This window comes from Diaphorobacter sp. B2A2W2 (assembly GCF_056730635.1).
This window is the reverse complement of the sequence record NZ_JBWZOR010000002.1, coordinates 204,911-225,965: the sequence shown is the minus strand read 5'-3', so window position 1 is coordinate 225,965 and position 21,055 is coordinate 204,911. Positions and strand designations below refer to the sequence as shown.

The following is a 21,055-nucleotide window of genomic DNA, read 5'->3' as shown; positions in this document are numbered from 1 at the left end:
GCTCAGATCTCCGCCTTGATGGGAATGGTGCGGCGCTTTTCCACCCCGAACAGGCTCACGTTGCTGACGCCGTCGGAGCAGCCGTTGCCGAAGCTGAAGCCGCAGCCCCCGCGCACGTTGAAGGCGTTTTCCGCGTACTCGCGGTGCGCTGTCGGGATCACGAAGCGGTCCTCGTAGTTGGCAATTGCCATCACGTGGTACATCTCCTCGACCTCCTGCTGCGTCAGGCCGACCTGTTGCAACACGTCCAGATCCTGGCGCCGGTCGATGTGCTTGCTGCGCTGGTAGGAACGCATGGCCAGCATCCTCTCCAGCGCCCTCACCACGGGGGCGGTATCGCCGGCGGTGAGCAGGTTGGCCAGATACTGCACAGGGATACGCAACTGGCTCACGTCCGGGATATGGCCCCCCACGCCCAACTGCCCCGCGTTCGCGGCGGCACTGATGGGGGACAGCGGCGGCACGTACCAGACCATGGGCAGCGTACGGAACTCCGGATGCAGCGGCAGGGCCACCTTCCATTGCACTGCCATCTTGTAGACGGGGCTCTTGCGCGCGGCATGCATCCAGCTGTCGGGAATGCCGTCGATCTGCGCCTGCCGGATCACTTCAGGGTCGTTGGGGTCCAGGAAGATATCCAGCTGTGCCTCGTACAGGTCGCGGTCACGCTCCACGCTCGCGGCTTCCTGGATGCGGTCGGCGTCATACAGCAGCACGCCCAGGTAGCGGATGCGACCCACGCAGGTCTCCGAACACACCGTAGGCTGGCCCGCCTCGATGCGCGGAAAGCAGAAGATGCATTTTTCCGCCTTGCCACTCTTCCAGTTGTAGTAAATCTTCTTGTAGGGGCAGCCTGAGACGCACATGCGCCAGCCGCGGCACTTGTCCTGGTCGATCAACACGATGCCGTCTTCCTCACGCTTGTAGATCGAGCCCGAGGGGCACGACGCCACGCAGGACGGGTTCAGGCAGTGTTCGCACAAGCGCGGCAGGTACAGCATGAAGGTGTTCTCATACTCCGCGTACATCTGTTTTTGCATGTCCTCGAAGTTCTTGTCCATGCTGCGCTTGCTGAACTCGCCACCCAGGATCTCTTCCCAGTTCGGTCCCCACTCGATCTTGTCCATCTGTTGGCCCGTGATCAGGCTGCGCGCGCGTGCCGTGGGCGCGGCACGCATTTCCGGCGCGGACTGCAGGTGCGCATAGTCGAAGGTGAACGGCTCGTAGTAATCGTCGATCTGCGGCAGGTTGGGGTTGGCGAAGATGCGCATCAGCATCTTCCACTTGACCCCCTGACGCGGCTGGATGCTGCCGTCCGCACGCCGCTCCCAGCCGCCGTTCCAGCGGTCCTGGTTCTCCCAGTCCTTGGGGTAGCCGATGCCCGGTTTGCTTTCCACGTTGTTGAACCAGGCGAACTCCATGCCGGGACGGCTAGTCCAGACGTTCTTGCAGGTGACGGAACAGGTGTGGCAGCCGATGCACTTGTCCAGGTTCAGCACCATGCCGATTTGCGCGCGGATTCTCATGCGGTTTCTCCCTGGTCGAGCGTGGGCTTGATGAGCTGAGCAGCCACGGGGGTGTCCAGCCAGTCGATGCGGTTCATCTTGCGCACCACCACGAACTCGTCGCGGTTGGTGCCCACGGTGCCGTAGTAGTTGAAGGCGTAGCTGAACTGCACGTAGCCGCCGATCATGTGCGTGGGCTTGAGCACGACGCGCGTCACGGAGTTGTGGATGCCGCCGCGCATGCCCGTGATCTCGGAGCCGGGCGTGTTCACGATCTTCTCCTGCGCGTGGTACATCATGACCATGCCGGGCTTCACGCGCTGGCTCACGATGGCGCGCGCGGCAATGGCGCCGTTGAGGTTGAACAGCTCGATCCAGTCGTTGTCCGCGATGCCCACGGAGCGCGCATCCTCCTCGTTCATCCACACACAAGGGCCGCCCCGGCTCAACGTGAGCATGAGCAGGTTGTCGGTATATGTGCTGTGAATGCCCCACTTCTGGTGGGGGGTGATGAAGTTCAGCGCGATCTCGGGATTGCCGTTGGGCTTGATGCCCTGCATGCCTGCCGTGGACTTCAGGTCCACGGGCGGCCGGTAGTTGCTGAAGCCTTCGCCAAACGCCTGCATCCACGGATGGTCCAGGTAGAACTGCTGGCGACCGGTGAGGGTGCGCCACGGGATCAGCTCATGCACGTTGGTGTAGCCGGCGTTGTAGCTGACCTTTTCGCTCTCCAGCCCGCTCCAGGTGGGCGAGCTGATGATCTTGCGCGGCTGCGCCTGGATGTCGCGAAAGCGGATTTTCTCGTCCTCGCGGTGCAGGGCCAGGTGCACATGCTGGCGGCCGGTCTGCTTTTCCAGGGCAGCCCATGCCTTCACGGCCACGTGACCGTTGGTCTCGGGGGCCAGCAGCAGCACGGTCTCGCAGGCATCGACGTCGCTGTCGATGCGCGGCATGCCCCGGGTGGCGCCCTCCTCCACCACCGTGCCGTTGAGTTCGCCAAGCTGCTCCACTTCCTCCTGCATGTCCCAGGCGATGCCCTTGCTGCCATTGCCCAGCTTGCCCATGAGAGGGCCCAGAGCCGTGAAGCGCTGAAAGACATTGGGGTAGTCGCGCACAGCCACCGTGATCTGCGGCCCGGTCTTGCCGGGGACCAGCTCGCACTCACCGCGTGCCCATTCCGATACGCCAAAGGGCTGTGCCAACTCGGCCGGGGTGTCGTGCATCAGCGGCGACAGCACCACGTCGCGCTCCACGCCCAGGTGGCCCGCGCAGACTTCGCTGAATTTCTGGGCGAATCCCTTGTAAATGTCCCAATCGCTGCGCGATTGCCAGCCCGGGTCCACGGCCGTGGACAGCGGGTGGATGAAGGGGTGCATGTCGCTGGTGTTGAGGTCGTTCTTCTCGTACCAGGTGGCCGTGGGCAGCACGATGTCCGAATACAGGCAGGTCGTGCTCATGCGGAAGTCCAACGTCACCAGCAGGTCCAGCTTGCCCTCAGGCGCCTTGTCGTGCCAGACCACTTCGCTGGGTCTGGCATCCTGCGCGCCCAGGTCCTTGCCCTGCACGCCGCTGCTGGTGCCCAGCAAATGCTTGAGGAAGTACTCATGCCCCTTGCCCGAGCTGCCCAGGATGTTGGAACGCCACACGAACATGTTGCGCGGCCAGTTGTCAGGATGGTCCGGGTCCTCGCAGCTCATACGCAAGGTGCCGTCCTGCAGCGACTGCACCACGTAGTCCTTGGGGTCCATGCCCTTGGCCGCCGCGTCCCGCGCCACTTGCAGCGGGTTGGTCTGGAGCTGCGGAGCCGATGGTAGCCAGCCCATGCGCTCGGCACGCACGTTGTAGTCGATCATGCTGCCGCCGTACTGGGACTTGTCCGCCAGCGGCGACAGCACCTCTTCGATGCCCAGCTTCTCGTAGCGCCACTGGTCGGTCTGCGCATAGAAAAAGCTGGTGCCGTTCATCTGGCGCGGCGGGCGGATCCAGTCCAGCGCGAAGGCCAGCGCCGCCCAGCCGGTGTGCGGCCGCAGCTTCTCCTGGCCCACGTAGTGCGCCCAACCGCCACCGCTCTTGCCAATGCAGCCGCACATCATGAGCATGTTGACCACACCGCGGTAGTTCATGTCGCTGTGGTACCAGTGGTTCATGGCCGCACCAATGATCACCATGGACTTGCCGTGGGTCTTGTCCGCGTTCTCGGCAAACTGGCGCGCCACCGCGATCACCTGTGCGCGCGGCGTACCGGTGATTTTTTCCTGCCAGGCGGGGGTGAAGGGCGTGTCGTCATCGAAGCTGCGCGCGGCCATCTCGCCCGGCAGCCCACGCGCGATGCCGTAGTGCGCCACCTGCAGGTCGAACACGGTGGCCACCTGCACGCTGCGCCCGCCCAGCGTCAGGCTTTGCACCGGCACCGTGCGCACCAGCACGTCGGGCTGCACGTTGGGGGTGAAGTGCTCCGTGGTTGCGGCCCCGAAGTACGGGAACCCCACGCGTGCCGTGGTGACCGAGGCCGCTGGTGTGTCCTCCAGCAGCGACAGGCGCAGCGTGACATCACGGCCTTCCTGCGCCTCCTTGGCCTCCAGGTTCCACTGCCCCTGGTCCACATGCCCTTCGGGCCCCCAGCGGAACCCGATGGCACCCCGCGGCACGACAACGCGGCCGGCCTCGTCCAGCGCGACGGTCTTCCACTCCGGGTTGTTGGCCTGACCCAGCGCACCGTCGAAGTCCGACGCGCGCACATAGCGGTCGGGCACCATCACGGTCTCGCCGCTCTGCAGCACTTGCTCCTTGAGCATGACCAGCATGGGCATGTCGGTGTAGCGTCGCACGTAGTCGTCGAAGTAGCGGCTCCTCTCGCCCTGGTCGGGAAAGTAGAACTCTTTCAGGATCACATGCCCCATGGCCATGGCCACGGCGGCATCGGTACCCTGCTTGGGGTTCATCCAGATGTCGGCCAGCTTGGCGACTTCGGAGTAGTCGGGGGTGATGGCGACCGTCGTCGTGCCCTTGTAGCGCACCTCGGTGAAGAAGTGCGCATCCGGCGTGCGCGTCTGCGGCACGTTGGAGCCCCAGGCGATCAGAAAGCCCGAGTTGTACCAGTCAGCGGACTCGGGCACATCGGTCTGCTCGCCCCACACCTGCGGGCTGGCGGGCGGCAGGTCGCAGTACCAGTCGTAGAAGCTCATGCACACGCCGCCGATCAAGCTGAGGTAGCGCGAGCCCGCCGCGTAGCTGATCATCGACATGGCCGGGATGGGCGAGAAGCCGATGATGCGGTCCGGTCCGTAGCGCTTGATGGTGTACACGTTCGCCGCCGCGATGATCTCGTTCACTTCGTCCCAGGTCGAGCGGGCAAAGCCCCCCAAACCCCGCATGCGCTGGTAGTCCTGGCGAGCCTCCTCGTTGCCGACGACGAACGCCCAAGCCTCCACGGGCCGCATGGTCTGGCGGGCCGCACGCCAGGCACGCAGCAGGCGGGCACGCACCATGGGGTATTTCACGCGATTGGCGCTGTACAGATACCAGCTGTAGCTGGCGCCGCGGGCGCAGCCACGCGGCTCGTGGTTGGGCATGTCGGGTCGCGTGCGCGGGTAGTCGGTCTGCTGGGTTTCCCAGGTGACGATGCCGCCCTTTACGTAGATCTTCCAGGAACAGCTGCCCGTACAGTTCACGCCGTGGGTGGAGCGCACGATCTTGTCGTGCGCCCAGCGGTTGCGGTAGGCATCCTCCCAGGTCCGGTCCTCGCCCGTGACGTGGCCGTGGCCATCGGCAAAGAACTCGCGCGGCTGGGTGAAGTACGTCAGGCGATCGAGGAAATGGCTCATCGAAGGGCTCCTTATCGTGCGGCTCATTCGTGCCAAAGGCACGGTGAGTGCGTTCAGGCACACCTGATTCGTGTGGACGTTCTTCCCCATCCAGCCATGCCCGCACCCGCAGGGCGTGTCGTCCGCACGAGCGTCCATGGTGTGCCGTATCCGTATTGCGGAGGAATACGGCAGAGGAAGGGTTGTGACGCTAAGCACCCACACCGGGCTCGCGCGTAGGACAGGGGCTTGAGAACTGGCGCCTGCCAATGCCACCGTGCGCATGCCGCGGTCCGGGAGGGCGTCACATGAAAGCCGGCGGCACAAGGGGCGGATACACGACGTGACGCGCTGCCGCCGTGAAGAGCGGCATGCCGAAAAATAAGCCCAGGAGGCTTGAAACTCCCACTGGATAAGCGCAATCAGCTCCTTAAACAGGAGCACTCATGCCGAAGCTCCGCCGGTGTCAGGCCCCCCGGCGAGACCGCCGCGCGCTTGTCCGGCGCCCACCGTGCGGCGGACTTTACGTAAGAGCATGGGCCGCTGCGGCGGCACGCCGCCGTCAGGCCCTGACGGGGTAGCGGCTGGAGATGGCGATCCGGTTCCAGGCGTTGATGACCACCGCCAGCCATTCAACGGCGGCTATCTCCTCCTTGGACAAGACGCCTGCTGCTTGTGCGTAAACGGCATCGGCACCTGCCCGTCCGCGACCAAGGTGACGGCTTCCACCAGTTCCAGAGCGGCGCGCTCCTTCGGGCTGAAGTAATCGGTCTCACGCCACGCGGGCAGCACCGCAATGCGGTCGCCGCTCTCCTGGCTGGCCAGCGCGTCCCGTGCGTGCAGCCTGACACAGAAGGCGCACTGGTTGAGCTGGGATGCCCGCAGGCGCAGGAGGTGCGCGAACCCCGTCGCGATGCCGGCCTGTGCCGCAGCCTCGGACGCCAACCGGTCCAACTCCACCACCGCCTGATACAGCGCGGGGGCGCTCTTTCCAAGATTCACTCGTTCACGCATACGGCTCCCGATGCCTGTCCGGCAAAAAACCCAGCGCCAGCGATGGGCTACCGCTGGCTGGCCCGGCGTGCCGGCCAGCCCTGATCGTCGCAGATGCGCGGCAGGACGCCCGGCCGGCACGGCCATAAGACCGCATTGGCATGCAGGACAAAATGCGAATCGAATTTGCCTCTAAGCCTTGCACATCAAGCGCAAGCAGCTCCTAAACATGAAGCACAACCGGCATATCTACTCCCCCAGGCACACGTCGATCGCCCGCGCCATGGCGATCAGTTCATGGTCCAGCGGCACCTTGCGCTGGGTGTTGGCCACCTGGGCGATGGGGACACTGGCGATGTGCCCGCCCTGTAGCGTGACCATGTGGCCGAACTGGCCATCGATCACCAGTTGCGCCGCCCGGTGACCGAAGCGCGTGGCCAGCACACGATCGAATGCGGTCGGGTCGCCCCCTCGCTGCACATGGCCCAGCACGGTGGTGCGCACCTCGCTTTGCAGGTGCGGCTGCAGCCGCTGGCGCAGCACATGGCCCACGCCACCCAGGCGGACCGGGTCGGGGCTGTGGACCACCTGCTCGCGTACCGTGAGGCCGGCGCCACGCTCCTTGGCGCCTTCGCCGATGCAGATGATGGTGTAACGCTGGCGCTGCTCGCGCCGACGGCAGCGCTCGATGATGGGCTGCAGGTCGTAGTCGATCTCGGGCAGCAGGATCACGTCGGCCGCGGCGGCAATGCCGCTCTCTAGGGCCAGCCAGCCCGCATGGCGGCCCATGGTCTCGACGATCATGACGCGGTGGTGGCTGTAGGCCGTGCTCTCGATGCGGCGCATCGCGTCGGTGGCCGTGGCCACGGCGGTGTCAAAGCCGAAGCTGCGCTCACACAGCGCGATGTCGTTGTCGATGGTCTTGGGCACGCCCACGCATTGCAGCCCGATCCGCGCCAGGCCATGGGCCAGGCTCATGGTGCCGTCGCCGCCAATGGCCACCACCACGTCCAGGCCCAGCGCGCGCACGTTGCGCTCCACCTGGGCCAGCGTCGCTTCGTCCTTTAGCGGGTTGGCGCTGTTGCTCGTGCCCAGGATGGTGCCGCCCATGTGCACGATGCCCGAGACCTGGTCCCAGGTGAGCAGCCGCGCGCGCGACGCTTCGCCCATCAGGCCCTCGAAGCCGTCTTCGATGCCCAGTACCTCGCAGTGTCCGTGGTGGATCAGCGACTTGGTGACCGCGCGGATCACCGCGTTCAGCCCCGGGCAGTCGCCCCCGCCGGTGAGTACGCCGACACGCATCGCCGCCACCCGTTTTAAGGCAGCAGGTCCAGCGCGTGCATGTACGCTGGCTGCACCATGAGGTCGTCCCACGGCTGGGGCAGTGTCTCGGGCAGCAGGGCCAGGCGGCGCGCCTCGCTCGCACCGCTGGCCTGCCAGCGGCCCGCGGCCTGCGCGGAGGCCAGGCCATCAATGAGTTCGTCCACCGCCGCGCCGCCGCCCAGGCTCTGGTTGCACAGCAGCACCAGGTCGCAGCCGGCATTGAGCGCGGCCACACCGGCGTCGGTGTAGCTGACCACCTCGCCATCGAGACGGCGCGCGCCTTCCATGCTCAGGTCGTCGCTGAAGATGGCGCCGTCAAAGCGCAGCCGTCCGCGCAGGATGTCCTGCAGCCACTTGGTGGAGAAGCCCGCCGGGCGGTTATCCACCTTGGGATAGATCACATGCGCGGGCATCACACTGGTGAGCACCGTGGACAGCCACGGGTACGGCGCCGCGTCGTCGGCCAGGATCGCCGTGAGGCTGCGGCGGTCGACCGGAATCTCGGTGTGCGAATCGGCCGCTACGAAGCCGTGGCCCGGGAAGTGCTTGCCGCAATTGGCCATGCCGGCCTGCAGCAGGCCCTGCATGAGCGCGCGCGCCAGCATGGCGACCACGCGCGGGTCGCGGGCAAAGGCCCGGTCACCGATCACGCCGCTGGCGCCGTAGTCCAGGTCGAGCACCGGCGTGAAGGAGAAGTCCACGCCGCAGGCGCGCAGCTCGCTGCCCAGCAGGTAGCCCGCCGCCGTGGCGGCGTCCATGGCGCGCAGGGCGCCGCTGCCTTCGCGGTGCTTGCTGCCCTTGCCGTCGTCCATCCACAGTTCGCCGAAGGCACGCATGGGCGGGATGTGCGTGAAGCCATCGGTCTTGAAGCGCTGCACGCGACCGCCCTCATGGTCCACGCAGATCAGCAGGTCGCCCCGCACGGCCTTGATGGCGGCGGTGAGTTCCAGCAACTGCGCGCGGTGCTCCCAGTTGCGCGCGAACAGGATCACGCCGCCCACGAGCGGGTGGGCCAAGCGCTGGCGATCGGTGGCGGTGAGCTGCGTGCCGGCCACGTCGATGATGAGGGGTGCGTGTTCTGTCATGGGTTGCATGCTTTCATTTTGATAGCTACCAGCGCTTGCCACACAAGCGCTGCGGGCTGATTTGGCTTCAATCTTTCTCGACCACGCAGAAGCTGGCGGCGTAGTCGCTCTCGTCGGTCACGCTCAGGTGGCAGCGCAGGCCGCGCGCGGCAAACCAGTCCTGCAGCGCGCCGTGCAGCACGATTGTGGGCTGCCCGCTGGGCAGGTTGGCCACCTCGCAGTGCCGCCAGGTCATGGGCATGTGCAGCCCCAAGCCGATGGCCTTGCTGAACGCCTCCTTGGCAGAAAAGCGCGTGGCCAGGTAGCGCACGCCGCGCTCGGGCCAGCGTGCCGAGCGCGCGCGCCAGGTGGCCAGCTCGCCATCGGCCAGCACCTTTTCGGCGAAGCGATCGCCATGGCGCGCCAGGCTGGCGCGGATGCGGCGCACGTCGCAGATGTCGGTACCGATGCCGTAGATCATGGGGTTATGAGTCAAATAGGTCTCTAGCGCTTATCCAACAAGCGCCAGCAGCTATGGTTTCAGGAGTCCCCGCTCCGTCATGCCCTGGGCGATGCAGCGCTGGTAGGCGCGCACGGTGTCGCCGTAGCCCAACTCCAGCGCATCGGCGATCAGCGCATGGCCGATGGACACCTCCAGCACGCCGGGCACGTGGGCCAGGAAGTCCGCCAGGTTGTCGCGGCTGAGGTCGTGGCCCGCGTTCACCCCCAGGCCGACATCCAGAGCGGCCTGGGCGGCAGCACGGTAGCGCTCCAGTTGCGCAGCCTGCTGCGGCGTGCCCCAGGCGGCGGCGTAAGGCTCGGTGTACAGCTCCACGCGGTCGGCCCCCACGGCGCGCGCGGCGGCCATCTGCTCGGGCACGGGGTCCATGAACAGGCTCACGCGCACGCCCAACTGCCGGCATTCGGCAATCAGGGGCGCCAGGCGCTCGGCATCTTGCGGAAAGCTCCAGCCGTGGTCGCTGGTGAACTGGTCCTGGCTGTCGGGCACGAAGGTGGCCTGGTGCGGGCGCACCTGGCGGATGAACTCCATCAGGTTGTGCGTGGGGTTGCCCTCGATGTTGTACTCGGCCTGCGGCCATTGCTTGAGCAGCTCGGCCAGTTGGTACACATCGTGTGCACGGATGTGCCGCTCGTCGGGGCGCGGATGGACGGTGATGCCCTGCGCCCCCGCCTCCAGGCACAGCTGCGCGGCGCGCAGCACGCTGGGAATGCCCAGATGGCGCGTGTTGCGCACCAGCGCCACTTTGTTGACGTTCACGGAGAGGGCGGTGCGCGCGTGGGAGGTGGTCATGGGATGCGAAGCGGTGGCGTGAAGCTAGGCAATATAGCAATCTGCGACGGGGGCGGGGACGACGCTGCGCAAGGCCGCGGCGCGCGGCGGCGTGGGTTGCGGCCGCGCCGGAGCGCCTGCGCAATGCCGCCGGGCCACCTCAGTCCGTCTCGCGCACCGAGTAGCGCTCGCCGCCGATCACCAAGTCGTGCCAACGGGGCGGCTGGGTCTGGACGCCCTGCTCCACCCACTGCCCGGCCCGCGCGCCCTGCACATGCCGGAGGTTGCCCTGCAGACGCCCCACCGTCCGCCACTGCGCACCGTCCCGCGCGAACACCTGGCTCGCATAGCCGCTGAGCAGCACCTGCTCCGCCTGCCCGTCACCGTCCAGGTCGATGCGCAGCACGGGACAGGGCGCGGCTTCGGTGCAGGTCAGCGACAGCTGGTTCCCCCGCAGCTGGGTGAGCAGGAATTCAAGCCATGCGGCATCGGGCGCCGCGTCGGCGGGAAACGGCTGCAACCGGGCGCGCAGGGTCTCGGCGGTCCAAACAGGCGCTCCACGGCCCCGCGCGTACCGGTGCGTGTCCTGCTGGGCCGCCTGGGCCTGTTCCCGGATCTGCGCGGCCTGGGGGTGGCTCTGCTCCTGCGCCAACTGCTCCAACGCCGCGCGACCGGCCCGGCCCGCGTCCCAGCGCAGGTAGCGGAAGTCGAAGGCCTGCACGTCCACGCGTTGCGCCTGCAGGCGCGCCAGCTGGCTGGCGACAGCGATGCGCGCCGGGTCCAGCACGGGCGTACAGGTCAACAAGGCCAGCGCAACAGCCAGCCAGGCCGCCGCCACGTTCACCCGCCGCGCCAGCGCCATCCACGGCGCACCGCGCCGCAGTGCGGCCACCGCATACCCGACGGCGTAGACCGCCATCAGGGCCACGGCCAGCGCGGCCCAGACGCGGTCCGCGCTCCAGCCGTACTGCGCCACCCGCAGTCCCAGCGCATAGGCGCACAGCGCGGCATACACGGGCATTGCCAGCAGGCCGGCCGCGCAAAAGCGCTGCAGCCCGGGGCCGAAGCGCTGGCTTTCTGCCCGGCCGTCGCTCCAGGCCACGTTGAACAGAAACACCAGCCACGCCATGAGACCGAGCATAAGCGCCGTGGCGTGCCCAGTCTTCCACAGCGGTGCCAGGCCGCGCACCGGCAGCGCCACGAGGAACAGCAAAGCGATCAGGCAGGCCAGCGGCAACAGCCAGCCCAGCACCTGGAGCATCGAACGCCAGAAACCCGCCAACGCTTCTTCCCGCGCCGCGTACAGCGACAACCCTATGCTGAACGCCGTCGGGGTGGCCATGTAGACGAACGGGCGGCTGGTGAATGTGTCCAGAAATAGCGACACGCCCAGCACTTTGAACAGCCCGGCCAGCAGGAACAGCAGGGCCCAGAACAACCCCGCGAACAGGCCCGCCAACAGCAACTGAAAGGCATGGCGCCAGGCCGTGGCGAAGAGCCGGGCGTAGTCGCGCGCCCAGGTGCCGCTGGCCAGGCGTTGCTCGGCAAAAGGCAGCAGCACGAACCAGCTGCAGGACAGCAGCACCCCCAGGGCCATGGCGGCGCGGCCGCGGTTCTCACCCAGCGAGGCATGGCCTGCATAAGCCGCGGCCGCGGCGAACACCATGGCCAGGGCCGCCGCGTGCACCCACAGCAGGCGGCGTGCACGGTGCGCGGCCAGCAGTTGCAGGGTCGGCGGCACCGCCAGCACCACGGCGTAGAGCGGCCACAGCACAGCAGCGTTGCCCTTCGGCAGCAGCCCGTGCAACGCCCACAATGCGGCGCCCTGCGCGATCGCCCAGCCGATCATCCACCCTCTTGCCCTGCCATGCTCCATGCCCTGTTCCCTCCCGTCGTCTGTGTTTCAGAAGCTGCCCTCAAACCCATCGCGGAAGCGATTCTCGCGGACTGGCCCGTCTGCACGGCACATCGGGCGCCGACAGCGCGTGCCATTGGCAAGAGATACCACGCCGCCGGGTGCGGTGCCAAGCGCCGCGTGGAAAGCCTGAGGACAGCCTCTCAGAGTTTCTGCAGATCCATCATCAGCTGGCGCGTGCGCAGCAAGGGGCTGCCGCAGTGGTATTGCAGCAGCGCACGCAACTGCGTCTTGAGATCAGCCGCCACCGGCGCCTCGGCTGTCGCGATGGCCCGCAGCGTGGCGGTGTAGCGCGCGGGCTCGTCCAGCGCGCCCTGCAGGGCCAGCCACTGGCCTCCCGAAAGCGCAGCCCGGTCGGCCGGCACGGCCGGGCGCAGGCCGGCCTCTGGCACGAGCGCGTAGCGCGCCGCCGCGTGCAGCGGAGCAAGCGTGGAGGTCTCCGCATCCAGGCCCGGCAGCAGGCCGATCTCGCGCAGCAGCAGCAGCTCGAAGCTGCGCAGCACGGGCTCCAGCGCATCGCCATGTTCCCCCTCGTGGTCCACGGTTGCCAGCACGCGCACCACGCCGGCATAGGTATCGAACAGCGGCGCGTGGGTGTCCTCACGCGCCAGCAGCCGCAGGAGCAGTTCGTTGAGGTAAAGGCCCGACAGCAACGCGTCGCCCGTCGGCATGACATGGCCACCCGCCCACTCCGCGCCCTTGAGCGCATGGATCTCGCCATGCCCCTCGCCGCCCAGCGTGTAGGTCACCCGCAGCGGCTGCAGCGGCAGCAGCACGGGCCGAAAGTTGGAGGTGGGCTTCTTCGCCCCTTTGGCGACCAGCGCCACGCGACCGTAATGGCGCGTGAACGTCTCCAGGATCAGGCTGGATTCGCTCCAGTCGTAGCTGTGGAGTACGTAGGCGGGCTCGTCGGCGATGCGGCGGGCGGCCATGAATTGCTATCTTGTTAATAGCTCCCAGCGCTTGACAGATGAGCGCTGGAGGCTGATTTGCTTGAAAATCCGTGTGCAAGCATCCCCCGCGCCGCGTGACGTCGCCACTGCACCACCCGTCAGAGAGCAGCGAAACGGGCCACGCCAGAAGCCTGCGCGGAGCGAGCCTTGCCCAGCCACCGCGTCACCCCTGTGCCCGCGAAACGCAGCGCTGCGCGCAGGGGAAGACGGCACAGCCGCTCACGGGACGGTCCTATTCATAACCGAAGGAGCGCACGCGCGCTTCATCATCGGCCCAGCCGGAACGCACCTTGACCCAGACCTCCAGAAACACCTTGGCATCCATGAGCTTTTCAAGTTCCTGCCGTGCCTCGGTGCTGATGCGCTTCAGGCGTTCGCCCTTTTCGCCGATCACCATGGCCTTGTGACCGTCGCGCTCCACCACGATGGTGGCCGCGATGCGGATGAAGCGCTTGTGCTGTTTGCTCTTTTCCTCATCGAACTTGTCGATGACCACCGTGGAGGTGTAGGGCAATTCGTCGCCCGTGAAGCGGAACAGCTTCTCGCGCACGGTTTCAGAGGCAAGGAATTTCTCGCTGCGGTCGGTCAACTCGTCCTCGGCATACCACCAGGGCTGCTCGGGCAGGTACTTTTCGCAGATGCCGTACAGGCGCTCGATATCGCCCTTGTTCTTGGCCGACATGGGCACGAACTCCGCGAACGGGTGGCGGCCCTGCATGTCCCGCAGCCACGGTGCGATCTCGGCGCGGCGATGCACGGTATCGAGCTTGTTGGCGATGAGCAGCGTGGGGATGCCAGGCTTGAACAGCGACAGCACCTTGGCGTCGGCCAGCGTGAAGCTGCCGGCCTCGACCACGAAGAGAATCAGGTCCACGTCGCCGATCGCGCCCATCACGGTCTTGTTGAGCGACTTGTTGAGCGCGGTGGAATGCCGCGTCTGAAAGCCCGGCGTGTCCACGAACACGAACTGCGTGGCGCCGCGTGTGCGGATGCCCGTGATACGGTGGCGCGTGGTCTGCGCCTTGCGACTGGTGATGGAAATCTTCTGCCCCACCAGCGCATTCATCAGCGTGGACTTGCCCACATTGGGTTTGCCCACGATGGCGATCAGCCCGCAGCGCTGCCCGCTGGCCTCGGCCGGGGCATCGCCGCCGGGGCGCGCGGCCGCCAGCATGGCTTCCAGGTCATTTTGGCCGCTAGCGCCCGAATCGTCTGCGCTACCAGCTACGGTTTCAGTAGCATTCATACGTTTTTCGCTTTCAACTGGACCAGCATGGCACCGGCAGCGGCCTGCTCAGCGGCGCGGCGCGATGCGCCGCTGCCGCGCTCCACGCGCTGCAACTCGACCACCTCGCACTCCACATGGAACACCTGGTTGTGCGCGGCGCCCGTGGTGGAGACGACCCGGTACTGAGGCAGATTCATTTTGCGGCCCTGCAGCCACTCCTGCAACGCGGTCTTGGCATCCTTCGCAGCCTCCTGCAAGCGCGGACTCAATTCCACGCCCTCGAACAGGCGGTGCACCAGCCGTTCGGCGCACTCATAGCCCGCATCCAGGTACACCGCGCCGATGATCGCCTCCAATGCATCGGCCAGGATGGACGGGCGCAGCTTGCCGCCGGACTTGGCCTCGCCCTCCCCCAGGCGCAGCACCGGCGGCAACTGCAGCCGCACGGCGATCTGGTGCAGCGAGTCCTGCTTGACGAGCAGTGCACGCACGCGCGACAACTCCCCTTCGGGCAGGTCGCGCATGCGGCGAAACAGCAGGCTGGAGACCGCGAGGCTCAGCACCGAGTCGCCCAGGAATTCCAGGCGTTCGTTGTGGTCCGCGCTGAAGCTGCGGTGGGTGAGCGCGCGCTGCAGCAGCGACGCATCGGAGAACTGATGCTGCAGGCGTTGCTGCAGTGTGGAGAGACTGGCCGGTTGCACTAAGACTAGTAATTCGGGGGTTGGGTCGATTCCTGGAAGCGGTAGACCAGGAAGGCCGGTCCCGCCAGGGCAATTTCACGCGAATAGCTGAATGACACCACGATCTTGTCATTGCGCTTGGTGATTTCCAGGTCCTTGCCGGCAATGGAATGGATGTCGTCAATGGCTGCTGCCCGGTCGAACGCTGCGCGGATGTCGGGCACCGTCGAGCCGTCGCGCGCCGCCTTCACCGCGGCCTTCTTGATCGCGAAGTATTCGAGGAAGATGGGTACGGACTGCCCGCCGATCGCGAATGCGGCCACGGCGATCAGGCCCACGAAAATCACGCCGATGAACGACAGCCCCCGCTGACGCGAACGAGTGGTGGTGCGTTGTGCTCCCATGTCTGCTTCCCTCTCTGCCAATACTGGTTAGTTGAACGGTCCGATGCGCTTGAGATTACCGAAGTTCATCCACACGAAGAAGGCCTTGCCTACGATGTTCCCGTCCGGCACGAACCCCCAGTAGCGCGAATCGAGCGAATTATCGCGGTTGTCACCCATCATGAAGTAGTGCCCTTCAGGCACCTTGCAGGTCACGCCCTCGACGCTGTAGCGGCACTGATCGCGGAATTGGTAATTGCTCGCACCCTGCACGAACGCCGGAACTTCGGGGTTGTTGAGAAGACGGTGCGGGTGTGCCCCCAGTTGCTCCTCGAACTGCTTGAAATAGCGCATCGCGTCCGGGTCGAAGAAGTCCGGTAGTGCCGTGGTGGGCACCGGCGTGCCATTCACCGTCAGGCGCTTGTTCAGGTAGGCCACCTCATCCCCTGGGATACCCACCACGCGCTTGATGTAGTCCATGTTGGGTTGCGGCGGGTAGCGGAACACCACCACGTCACCACGCTGCAGCGGATTGCCTTCAGTGATCTTGGTGTTGATCACGGGCAGGCGCAGGCCATAGGTGAACTTGTTCACCAGGATCAGGTCGCCCACGAGCAGCGTCGGAATCATCGAACCCGAGGGAATCTTGAAGGGCTCGAACAGGAACGAGCGCAGCAGAAAGACGATGGCGATCACGGGAAAGAGCCCCGCAGTCCAGTCCAACCACCAGGGCTGCATGAGGATGCGCCCCTTGGCTTCCTGGAGGTCGTCCTGGTCCACCTTCTGAATGCCCATGCGATCCAACTCGGCGCGGCGCTGGGCCGCGGCGGCCTCCAGCGCCTGCGCGGCCTGGCGGCGCCGGGGCAGGAAGATGAAGCGCTCGGCCAGCCAGTACGCCCCGGTCACCACCGTAGCCAGGAACAGCAGCAGCGCGAAGTTGCCCTCGAGCGCGCCGAAATACCACGCGCCCACATAGCCCACGAATGCCGCGAGCACCGCGGCCGTGATGTATTGCATGACTTGCACAGCGATCAATCCTCAACCTGCAGAATCGCCAGGAAGGCCTCTTGCGGCACCTCCACCGAACCAATCTGCTTCATGCGTTTCTTGCCTGCCTTCTGCTTTTCCAGCAGCTTGCGCTTGCGGGTGATGTCGCCGCCGTAGCACTTGGCCAGCACGTTCTTGCGCAATGCCTTGATGGTCTCGCGCGCGATGATGTTGGCGCCGATGGCCGCCTGGATGGCCACGTCGAACATCTGGCGCGAGATGATCTCGCGCATCTTCGCCGCCACCGCGCGGCCGCGGTATTGCGACTGGCTGCGGTGGACGATGATGGACAGCGCGTCCACCTTTTCGCCGTTGAGCAGGATGTCCACCTTGACCACGTCGGAAGGGCGGTACTCCTTGAACTCATAGTCCATCGAGGCATAGCCGCGCGAGACGCTCTTGAGCTTATCGAAGAAGTCCAGCACGATCTCGCCCAGCGGCAGTTCGTAGGTCAGCATGACCTGGCGGCCGTGGTACTGCATGTTCATCTGCACGCCGCGCTTCTGGTTGGCCAGCGTCATGACCGGGCCCACGTAGTCCTGCGGCATATACAGGTGCACGGTCACGATGGGCTCGCGGATCTCCTGAATCTTGCCCTGGTCGGGCATCTTGGACGGGTTCTCGACCATGATGACCTCGCCATCGCCCTTGACCACCTCGTACACCACGCTGGGCGCGGTGGTGATCAGGTCCTGGTCGAATTCGCGCTCCAGGCGCTCCTGCACGATCTCCATGTGCAGCAGCCCCAGGAAGCCGCACCGGAAGCCGAAGCCCAGCGCCTGCGAAACCTCGGGCTCGAAGTGCAGCGACGCATCGTTGAGCTGCAGCTTTTCCAGGGCGTCGCGCAGCGCGTCGTATTGGTTGGCTTCCGTCGGGTACAGGCCGGCAAACACCTGGGGCTGGATTTCCTTGAAGCCCGGCAGCGCCTCCGTGGCGGGGCCCAGGTTGTTGGGCAGCTTCTTTTCCAGCGTGATGGTGTCGCCCACCTTCGCTGCCTTCAGTTCCTTGATGCCGGCGATGATGTAGCCCACCTCGCCCGCCTCCAACGCATCGCGCGACTGCTGCGCGGGCGTGAACACACCGAGGTTGTTCGCCTCGTAGGCCGCGCCGCTGGCCATCATCTTGAAGCGTTCGCCCTTCTGCAGCCGGCCATCGACCACACGGACCAGCATGACGACGCCCACGTAGGAGTCAAACCAACTATCGATGATCATCGCGCGCAGCGGCGCCTCGGACTGGCCGCGCGGGGCCGGCACCTTGGCAACGATCTGCTCCAGCACGTCGTCGATGCCCATGCCTGTCTTGGCCGAAATGGCAATGGCTTCGCTTGCGTCGATGCCAATTACATCCTCGATCTCGGCCTTGGCGGTGTCTGGATCAGCCTGGGGCAGATCCATCTTGTTGAGCACGGGCAGCACTTCCACACCCAGATCCAGCGCGGTGTAGCAGTTGGCCACGGTCTGCGCCTCGACGCCCTGCGATGCATCGACCACCAGCAATGCACCCTCACACGCCGAAAGCGAGCGCGACACCTCATAAGAGAAGTCCACGTGGCCCGGCGTATCGATCAGGTTCAGGTTGTAGACCTTGCCATCACGCGCTTTGTATTGCAGTGCCGCGGTCTGCGCCTTGATGGTGATCCCGCGCTCCTTCTCGATGTCCATCGAGTCGAGCACCTGTGCTTCCATCTCCCGGTCGGCCAGTCCCCCGCAGCGTTGGATGATGCGGTCAGCAAGCGTGGACTTGCCGTGGTCAATGTGCGCAATGATCGAAAAATTTCTGATGTGGTTCATCAACGGGATACGACAAGTATTTGAACTGCAAGGCTCATGACAAGAAAAAAGGGCGCGTCAAACAAGCGACGCGCCCTGAACCAACAATCTTTGGCAACTGCGATAGTTGGAGCTTCATTGTAGGCAAAAAGGCCCCAACAAGGGGTGCGTCCTACAAGCGCCCGGGGTCGTTGCCGGGCTGCAACGAGGCACTTATCCACATCTTATTCAACCAACGCATCTCAAATTGCTGAATAACAAGTGAACAAGCCATGGAAAACCTGTGCATGACTTAGCGCGTTTTCCGCATGGCGACGTTCAAGGTGGAGTTATATTGATTGGCGCCTTTGAAACGCACTTATTCTATCAATAAGTACATAGCGCCCCGTTGATACCAACCCTGCGAAAGAGCGTTCCCCGCTACGGAATCGCGGGGCTCCAGCGAGCCCTGGCGACGCTGCCTAACGGCTGGGGCGGATCAGTGCATATTGCGCCCATTCGCCGCGACGGAAAAGCACGTTGATGGGTTTCCCCATGTCAGCCTTCGCTAGTACCGCCTCGAAATCCTTGAGGTTACGGACTTCGGTGTTAGCCAGCGCGATGATCACATCGTCTGCCCGCAGACCGGCACGCGCCGCCGAGTCGTTGGCAGAGACCACGCGCACCCCTCCCTTCACCTTCAGTTCCTTCGCCTGCGCAGCGGTCAGGTCGGCAACGACCAAGCCGATCTGCTGAGCCGCTGTCGAGGACTTGCCCTTGCCTTCTGCTTCGGCTGCCTTGGCTGCCACCTTTTCATCGGGCTCCACCTCGGCAATGGTGATCGACAGGTCGCGCAATGCGCCACGGCGGAACACCGTGATATGGGTCTTGGTTCCTGGCTTGGTGTTGCCCACCAGGCGGGGAAGGTCAGACACCTTCTCGACGGCCTTGCCGTCATAGCGCGTGATCACGTCGCCCGCCTCTATGCCAGCCTTCTCCGCGGGGGATCCAGTCTCCACGCCGCGCACCAGCGCGCCGTCGGTTTTGCCAAGCCCGATGGACTCCGCCACATCCTTGGGAACCGAGCCAATCTGAACACCAATGCGGCCACGGCTCACACGACCGCTCACGCGCAGTTGCTCGCTCACGCGCATGGCCTCGTCAATGGGAATGGCGAACGAGATACCCATGAATCCGCCGGAGCGGGAGTAGATCTGGCTGTTGATGCCCACCACCTCGCCCCGCATGTTGATCAGAGGGCCGCCGGAGTTACCGGGATTGATGGCCACATCCGTCTGGATGAAGGGCAGATAGTCGCCCGTATCGCGCTGCTTGGCACTCACGATGCCGGCGGTCACGGTGTTTTCCAGGCCAAAGGGAGAGCCGATTGCCATGACCCATTCACCCGCTTTAAGACGGCCCACGTCACCCACCTTTACCGCGGGCAGTCCCGTGGCGTCGATCTTGACGACGGCAACGTCGGTGCGCTTGTCCGAGCCAATGATCTTGGCCTTGAACTCCCGCTTGTCCGTCAGCGTCACGATCACTTCGTCCGCCCCCTCCACCACGTGGGCGTTGGTCATGACATAGCCGTCAGGACTCAGAATGAACCCCGATCCCACGCCACGCGGCTGCTCTTCGGGCTGCGGACGCTGCGGCCCCTGCTGGCGTGGAATGTTGGGCACCGGGACACCAAAACGCCGGAAGAACTCCAGCATGTCTTCATCCATGCCCCCGATGGAGGGCCTCGCCGTCACCTTCTCGGTTGTGCGAATGTTCACCACGGACGGTCCCACCTGCTCGACCAGTTCGGTGAAGTCAGGCAGGCCACGCACCACGGCAGCAGGCTGGGCCTGCACCGAAGCGGGCGCCGCCACCAAGCCTGCGCCGCCCATTGCCAAGGCGATGGCCATAGCGCAGGGCCACCATGCGCGCTTTGCACGGAGTTTCGTCATCATCAGCCTTTCTTTTCCAGACAACCCGCAACAGCGGGAATAGCGGTTTGTGAGAAAGCCGCGCGCATTGGTTCCCGTACACCGGGAACGGAACGCATCACTCGTCCTTGCGTTGGACGGACTCGATGAACCGCTGGAGCGTGCGGGCAGGAACTTCCCCCACAGCGGTCACCCAGGCAGTTTTGTGCACCTGCCGGCCCACCACTTGTGTGGCGCCCATACTGGCACTGCGCACAGATGCAGCATGGCGTGCGGCATCGAACGGCTCCACAAAGACGGAAAGCGTGGCCAAGCCGTCTGAGTAAATGCACTGCAATAGCGGGCCGGACGCCATGGCCATCACGTCTTTGCGATAGCAGCCCTGGGAGACGAATCCGGCCACAGCCTTGCCCATGGTCCAGCCTTGCGCTTCGGCCGTCGTCCGCTGAAGAGGGACCTTCACGAGACGATACCCCTGCAAGTCCTCCATCATCTGTTCGATGCGCGACAGATCCGCCGGGACATCCAGATTCAGTTCCGAAAACGCCGCCTGCTCCAGGAGCCGACCTTCGCCGTCCAAGGTCTGCATCTTGACAACCAGTCCAGACACACGATCCACCCAGATCTGGTAGCCGAATCGCCAGGCATCACGGGGCTGGAATAAAAGCCGATCGGCATCCCTCCCGGCCACGCGCTCCTGCCCGAGGGCCCGCAGCGCGTAATGCTGCGAAGGATGGACACCCTTGGCATCGGCAACACGCGGAAAAGCACCGGGCACGTCGCGCAGTTCGCTGCGTACCACACGGGCATGCGGAAGGAAGGTGCGGACCTCCTCTTCGCGCCGGAAGACCACCCGTGGTGTTCCGCTCAGCGCCTCGACACGCTCAATTTGCCGCGCACCCTCGCAGGCATGCCAGATCCGGGAACTGACCATGGCCCCGTTGGAAGAAAGAACCACGAACGTGCCGTGGTAGCTGCGAAACAGCGAAGCATGGTGCATGCGCGCAATCCACTCCGCCACGTCGCGTGGTTCGCCAGGGGTCGTTGGTGCGGGGCCTGACATGCAGTTCGCCGCAGCCACGCCACAGAGCATCAAACCGCCACACACCAACCACCATGACCGCAACCTGCGGCAGCACTGCATTACTCGCCACCGAATCACGCGCCTGGACTCCCTAGCCTAGA

General features: G+C 65.3%; 16 protein-coding genes. All 16 read right to left on the bottom strand.

The window, feature by feature from the left end; all coding sequences use genetic code 11:
* Positions 1-2 precede the first annotated feature (2 nt).
* The 16 genes from narH to AC1PPL_RS04175 all read right to left on the bottom strand — a co-directional run bounded on the left by narH (position 3) and on the right by AC1PPL_RS04175 (position 21,014).
* Positions 3-1,526 carry a nitrate reductase subunit beta gene (gene narH, locus AC1PPL_RS04250; RefSeq protein WP_479972721.1) on the bottom strand — a complete coding sequence of 508 codons (1,524 nt, stop codon included), beginning with the start codon at positions 1,524-1,526 and terminating at the stop codon, positions 3-5.
* Entirely contained in the window at positions 1,523-5,329 is a 3,807-nt protein-coding gene (locus AC1PPL_RS04245) for a nitrate reductase subunit alpha (RefSeq protein WP_479972720.1), read from the bottom strand. Before AC1PPL_RS04245 ends, narH begins: the two co-directional genes overlap by 4 nt.
* Before the next feature lie 621 nt (positions 5,330-5,950).
* Positions 5,951-6,310 carry a carboxymuconolactone decarboxylase family protein gene (locus tag AC1PPL_RS04240; RefSeq protein WP_479972719.1) on the bottom strand — a complete coding sequence of 120 codons (360 nt, stop codon included), beginning with the start codon at positions 6,308-6,310 and terminating at the stop codon, positions 5,951-5,953.
* 240 nt (positions 6,311-6,550) lie between these two features.
* On the bottom strand, positions 6,551-7,603 hold the full coding sequence (locus tag AC1PPL_RS04235) for a 6-phosphofructokinase (RefSeq protein ID WP_479972718.1): 1,053 nt from the start codon (positions 7,601-7,603) through the stop codon (positions 6,551-6,553).
* A gap of 14 nt (positions 7,604-7,617) precedes the next feature.
* Positions 7,618-8,709, bottom strand: a complete 1,092-nt coding sequence (nagZ, locus tag AC1PPL_RS04230; protein ID WP_479972717.1) for a beta-N-acetylhexosaminidase — start codon at positions 8,707-8,709, stop codon at positions 7,618-7,620.
* 67 nt (positions 8,710-8,776) lie between these two features.
* Positions 8,777-9,169, bottom strand: coding sequence for a holo-ACP synthase (acpS, locus tag AC1PPL_RS04225; protein ID WP_011806383.1), 393 nt, complete (start codon positions 9,167-9,169; stop codon positions 8,777-8,779).
* 51 nt (positions 9,170-9,220) lie between these two features.
* The gene (locus AC1PPL_RS04220) at positions 9,221-10,000 is read right to left on the bottom strand and encodes a pyridoxine 5'-phosphate synthase (RefSeq protein ID WP_103737430.1); all 780 of its coding nucleotides are present in this window, start codon (positions 9,998-10,000) and stop codon (positions 9,221-9,223) included.
* 139 nt (positions 10,001-10,139) lie between these two features.
* On the bottom strand, positions 10,140-11,855 hold the full coding sequence (locus tag AC1PPL_RS04215) for a DUF4153 domain-containing protein (protein ID WP_479972716.1): 1,716 nt from the start codon (positions 11,853-11,855) through the stop codon (positions 10,140-10,142).
* 182 nt (positions 11,856-12,037) lie between these two features.
* Positions 12,038-12,826, bottom strand: coding sequence for a DNA repair protein RecO (recO, locus tag AC1PPL_RS04210; protein WP_011806386.1), 789 nt, complete (start codon positions 12,824-12,826; stop codon positions 12,038-12,040).
* A gap of 253 nt (positions 12,827-13,079) precedes the next feature.
* On the bottom strand, positions 13,080-14,093 hold the full coding sequence (gene era, locus AC1PPL_RS04205; RefSeq protein ID WP_011806387.1) for a GTPase Era: 1,014 nt from the start codon (positions 14,091-14,093) through the stop codon (positions 13,080-13,082).
* A complete protein-coding gene (gene rnc, locus AC1PPL_RS04200; RefSeq protein ID WP_088886238.1) occupies positions 14,090-14,776 on the bottom strand; it encodes a ribonuclease III in 687 nt (228 codons plus the stop codon). Before rnc ends, era begins: the two co-directional genes overlap by 4 nt.
* Positions 14,777-14,781: 5 nt before the next feature.
* Positions 14,782-15,159, bottom strand: a complete 378-nt coding sequence (locus AC1PPL_RS04195) for a DUF4845 domain-containing protein (RefSeq protein ID WP_287806431.1) — start codon at positions 15,157-15,159, stop codon at positions 14,782-14,784.
* 27 nt (positions 15,160-15,186) lie between these two features.
* Complete coding sequence (gene lepB / locus AC1PPL_RS04190; protein WP_088888474.1) at positions 15,187-16,164, bottom strand: signal peptidase I; 978 nt, start codon at positions 16,162-16,164, stop codon at positions 15,187-15,189.
* Between the two features lie 5 nt (positions 16,165-16,169).
* Entirely contained in the window at positions 16,170-17,978 is a 1,809-nt protein-coding gene (gene lepA, locus AC1PPL_RS04185; protein WP_011806391.1) for a translation elongation factor 4, read from the bottom strand.
* Positions 17,979-18,418: 440 nt separating this feature from the next.
* Positions 18,419-19,849 carry a DegQ family serine endoprotease gene (locus AC1PPL_RS04180; protein WP_479972715.1) on the bottom strand — a complete coding sequence of 477 codons (1,431 nt, stop codon included), beginning with the start codon at positions 19,847-19,849 and terminating at the stop codon, positions 18,419-18,421.
* Between the two features lie 139 nt (positions 19,850-19,988).
* Entirely contained in the window at positions 19,989-21,014 is a 1,026-nt protein-coding gene (locus AC1PPL_RS04175; RefSeq protein WP_479972714.1) for a MucB/RseB C-terminal domain-containing protein, read from the bottom strand.
* Positions 21,015-21,055 lie beyond the last annotated feature (41 nt).

Excerpts from the sequence above, each read along its gene's own strand:
- lepA (WP_011806391.1), bottom strand. The coding sequence starts at position 17,978 with ATGAACCACATCAGAAATTTTTCGATCATTGCGCACATTGACCACGGC.
- AC1PPL_RS04245 (WP_479972720.1), bottom strand. The coding sequence starts at position 5,329 with ATGAGCCATTTCCTCGATCGCCTGACGTACTTCACCCAGCCGCGCGAG.
- recO (WP_011806386.1), bottom strand. The coding sequence starts at position 12,826 with ATGGCCGCCCGCCGCATCGCCGACGAGCCCGCCTACGTACTCCACAGC.
- AC1PPL_RS04195 (WP_287806431.1), bottom strand. The coding sequence starts at position 15,159 with ATGGGAGCACAACGCACCACCACTCGTTCGCGTCAGCGGGGGCTGTCG.
- acpS (WP_011806383.1), bottom strand. The coding sequence starts at position 9,169 with ATGATCTACGGCATCGGTACCGACATCTGCGACGTGCGCCGCATCCGC.
- narH (WP_479972721.1), bottom strand. The coding sequence starts at position 1,526 with ATGAGAATCCGCGCGCAAATCGGCATGGTGCTGAACCTGGACAAGTGC.
- AC1PPL_RS04220 (WP_103737430.1), bottom strand. The coding sequence starts at position 10,000 with ATGACCACCTCCCACGCGCGCACCGCCCTCTCCGTGAACGTCAACAAA.
- AC1PPL_RS04235 (WP_479972718.1), bottom strand. The coding sequence starts at position 7,603 with ATGCGTGTCGGCGTACTCACCGGCGGGGGCGACTGCCCGGGGCTGAAC.
- AC1PPL_RS04215 (WP_479972716.1), bottom strand. The coding sequence starts at position 11,855 with ATGGAGCATGGCAGGGCAAGAGGGTGGATGATCGGCTGGGCGATCGCG.
- nagZ (WP_479972717.1), bottom strand. The coding sequence starts at position 8,709 with ATGACAGAACACGCACCCCTCATCATCGACGTGGCCGGCACGCAGCTC.
- AC1PPL_RS04175 (WP_479972714.1), bottom strand. The coding sequence starts at position 21,014 with ATGCAGTGCTGCCGCAGGTTGCGGTCATGGTGGTTGGTGTGTGGCGGT.
- AC1PPL_RS04180 (WP_479972715.1), bottom strand. The coding sequence starts at position 19,849 with ATGGCCATCGCCTTGGCAATGGGCGGCGCAGGCTTGGTGGCGGCGCCC.
- era (WP_011806387.1), bottom strand. The coding sequence starts at position 14,093 with ATGAATGCTACTGAAACCGTAGCTGGTAGCGCAGACGATTCGGGCGCT.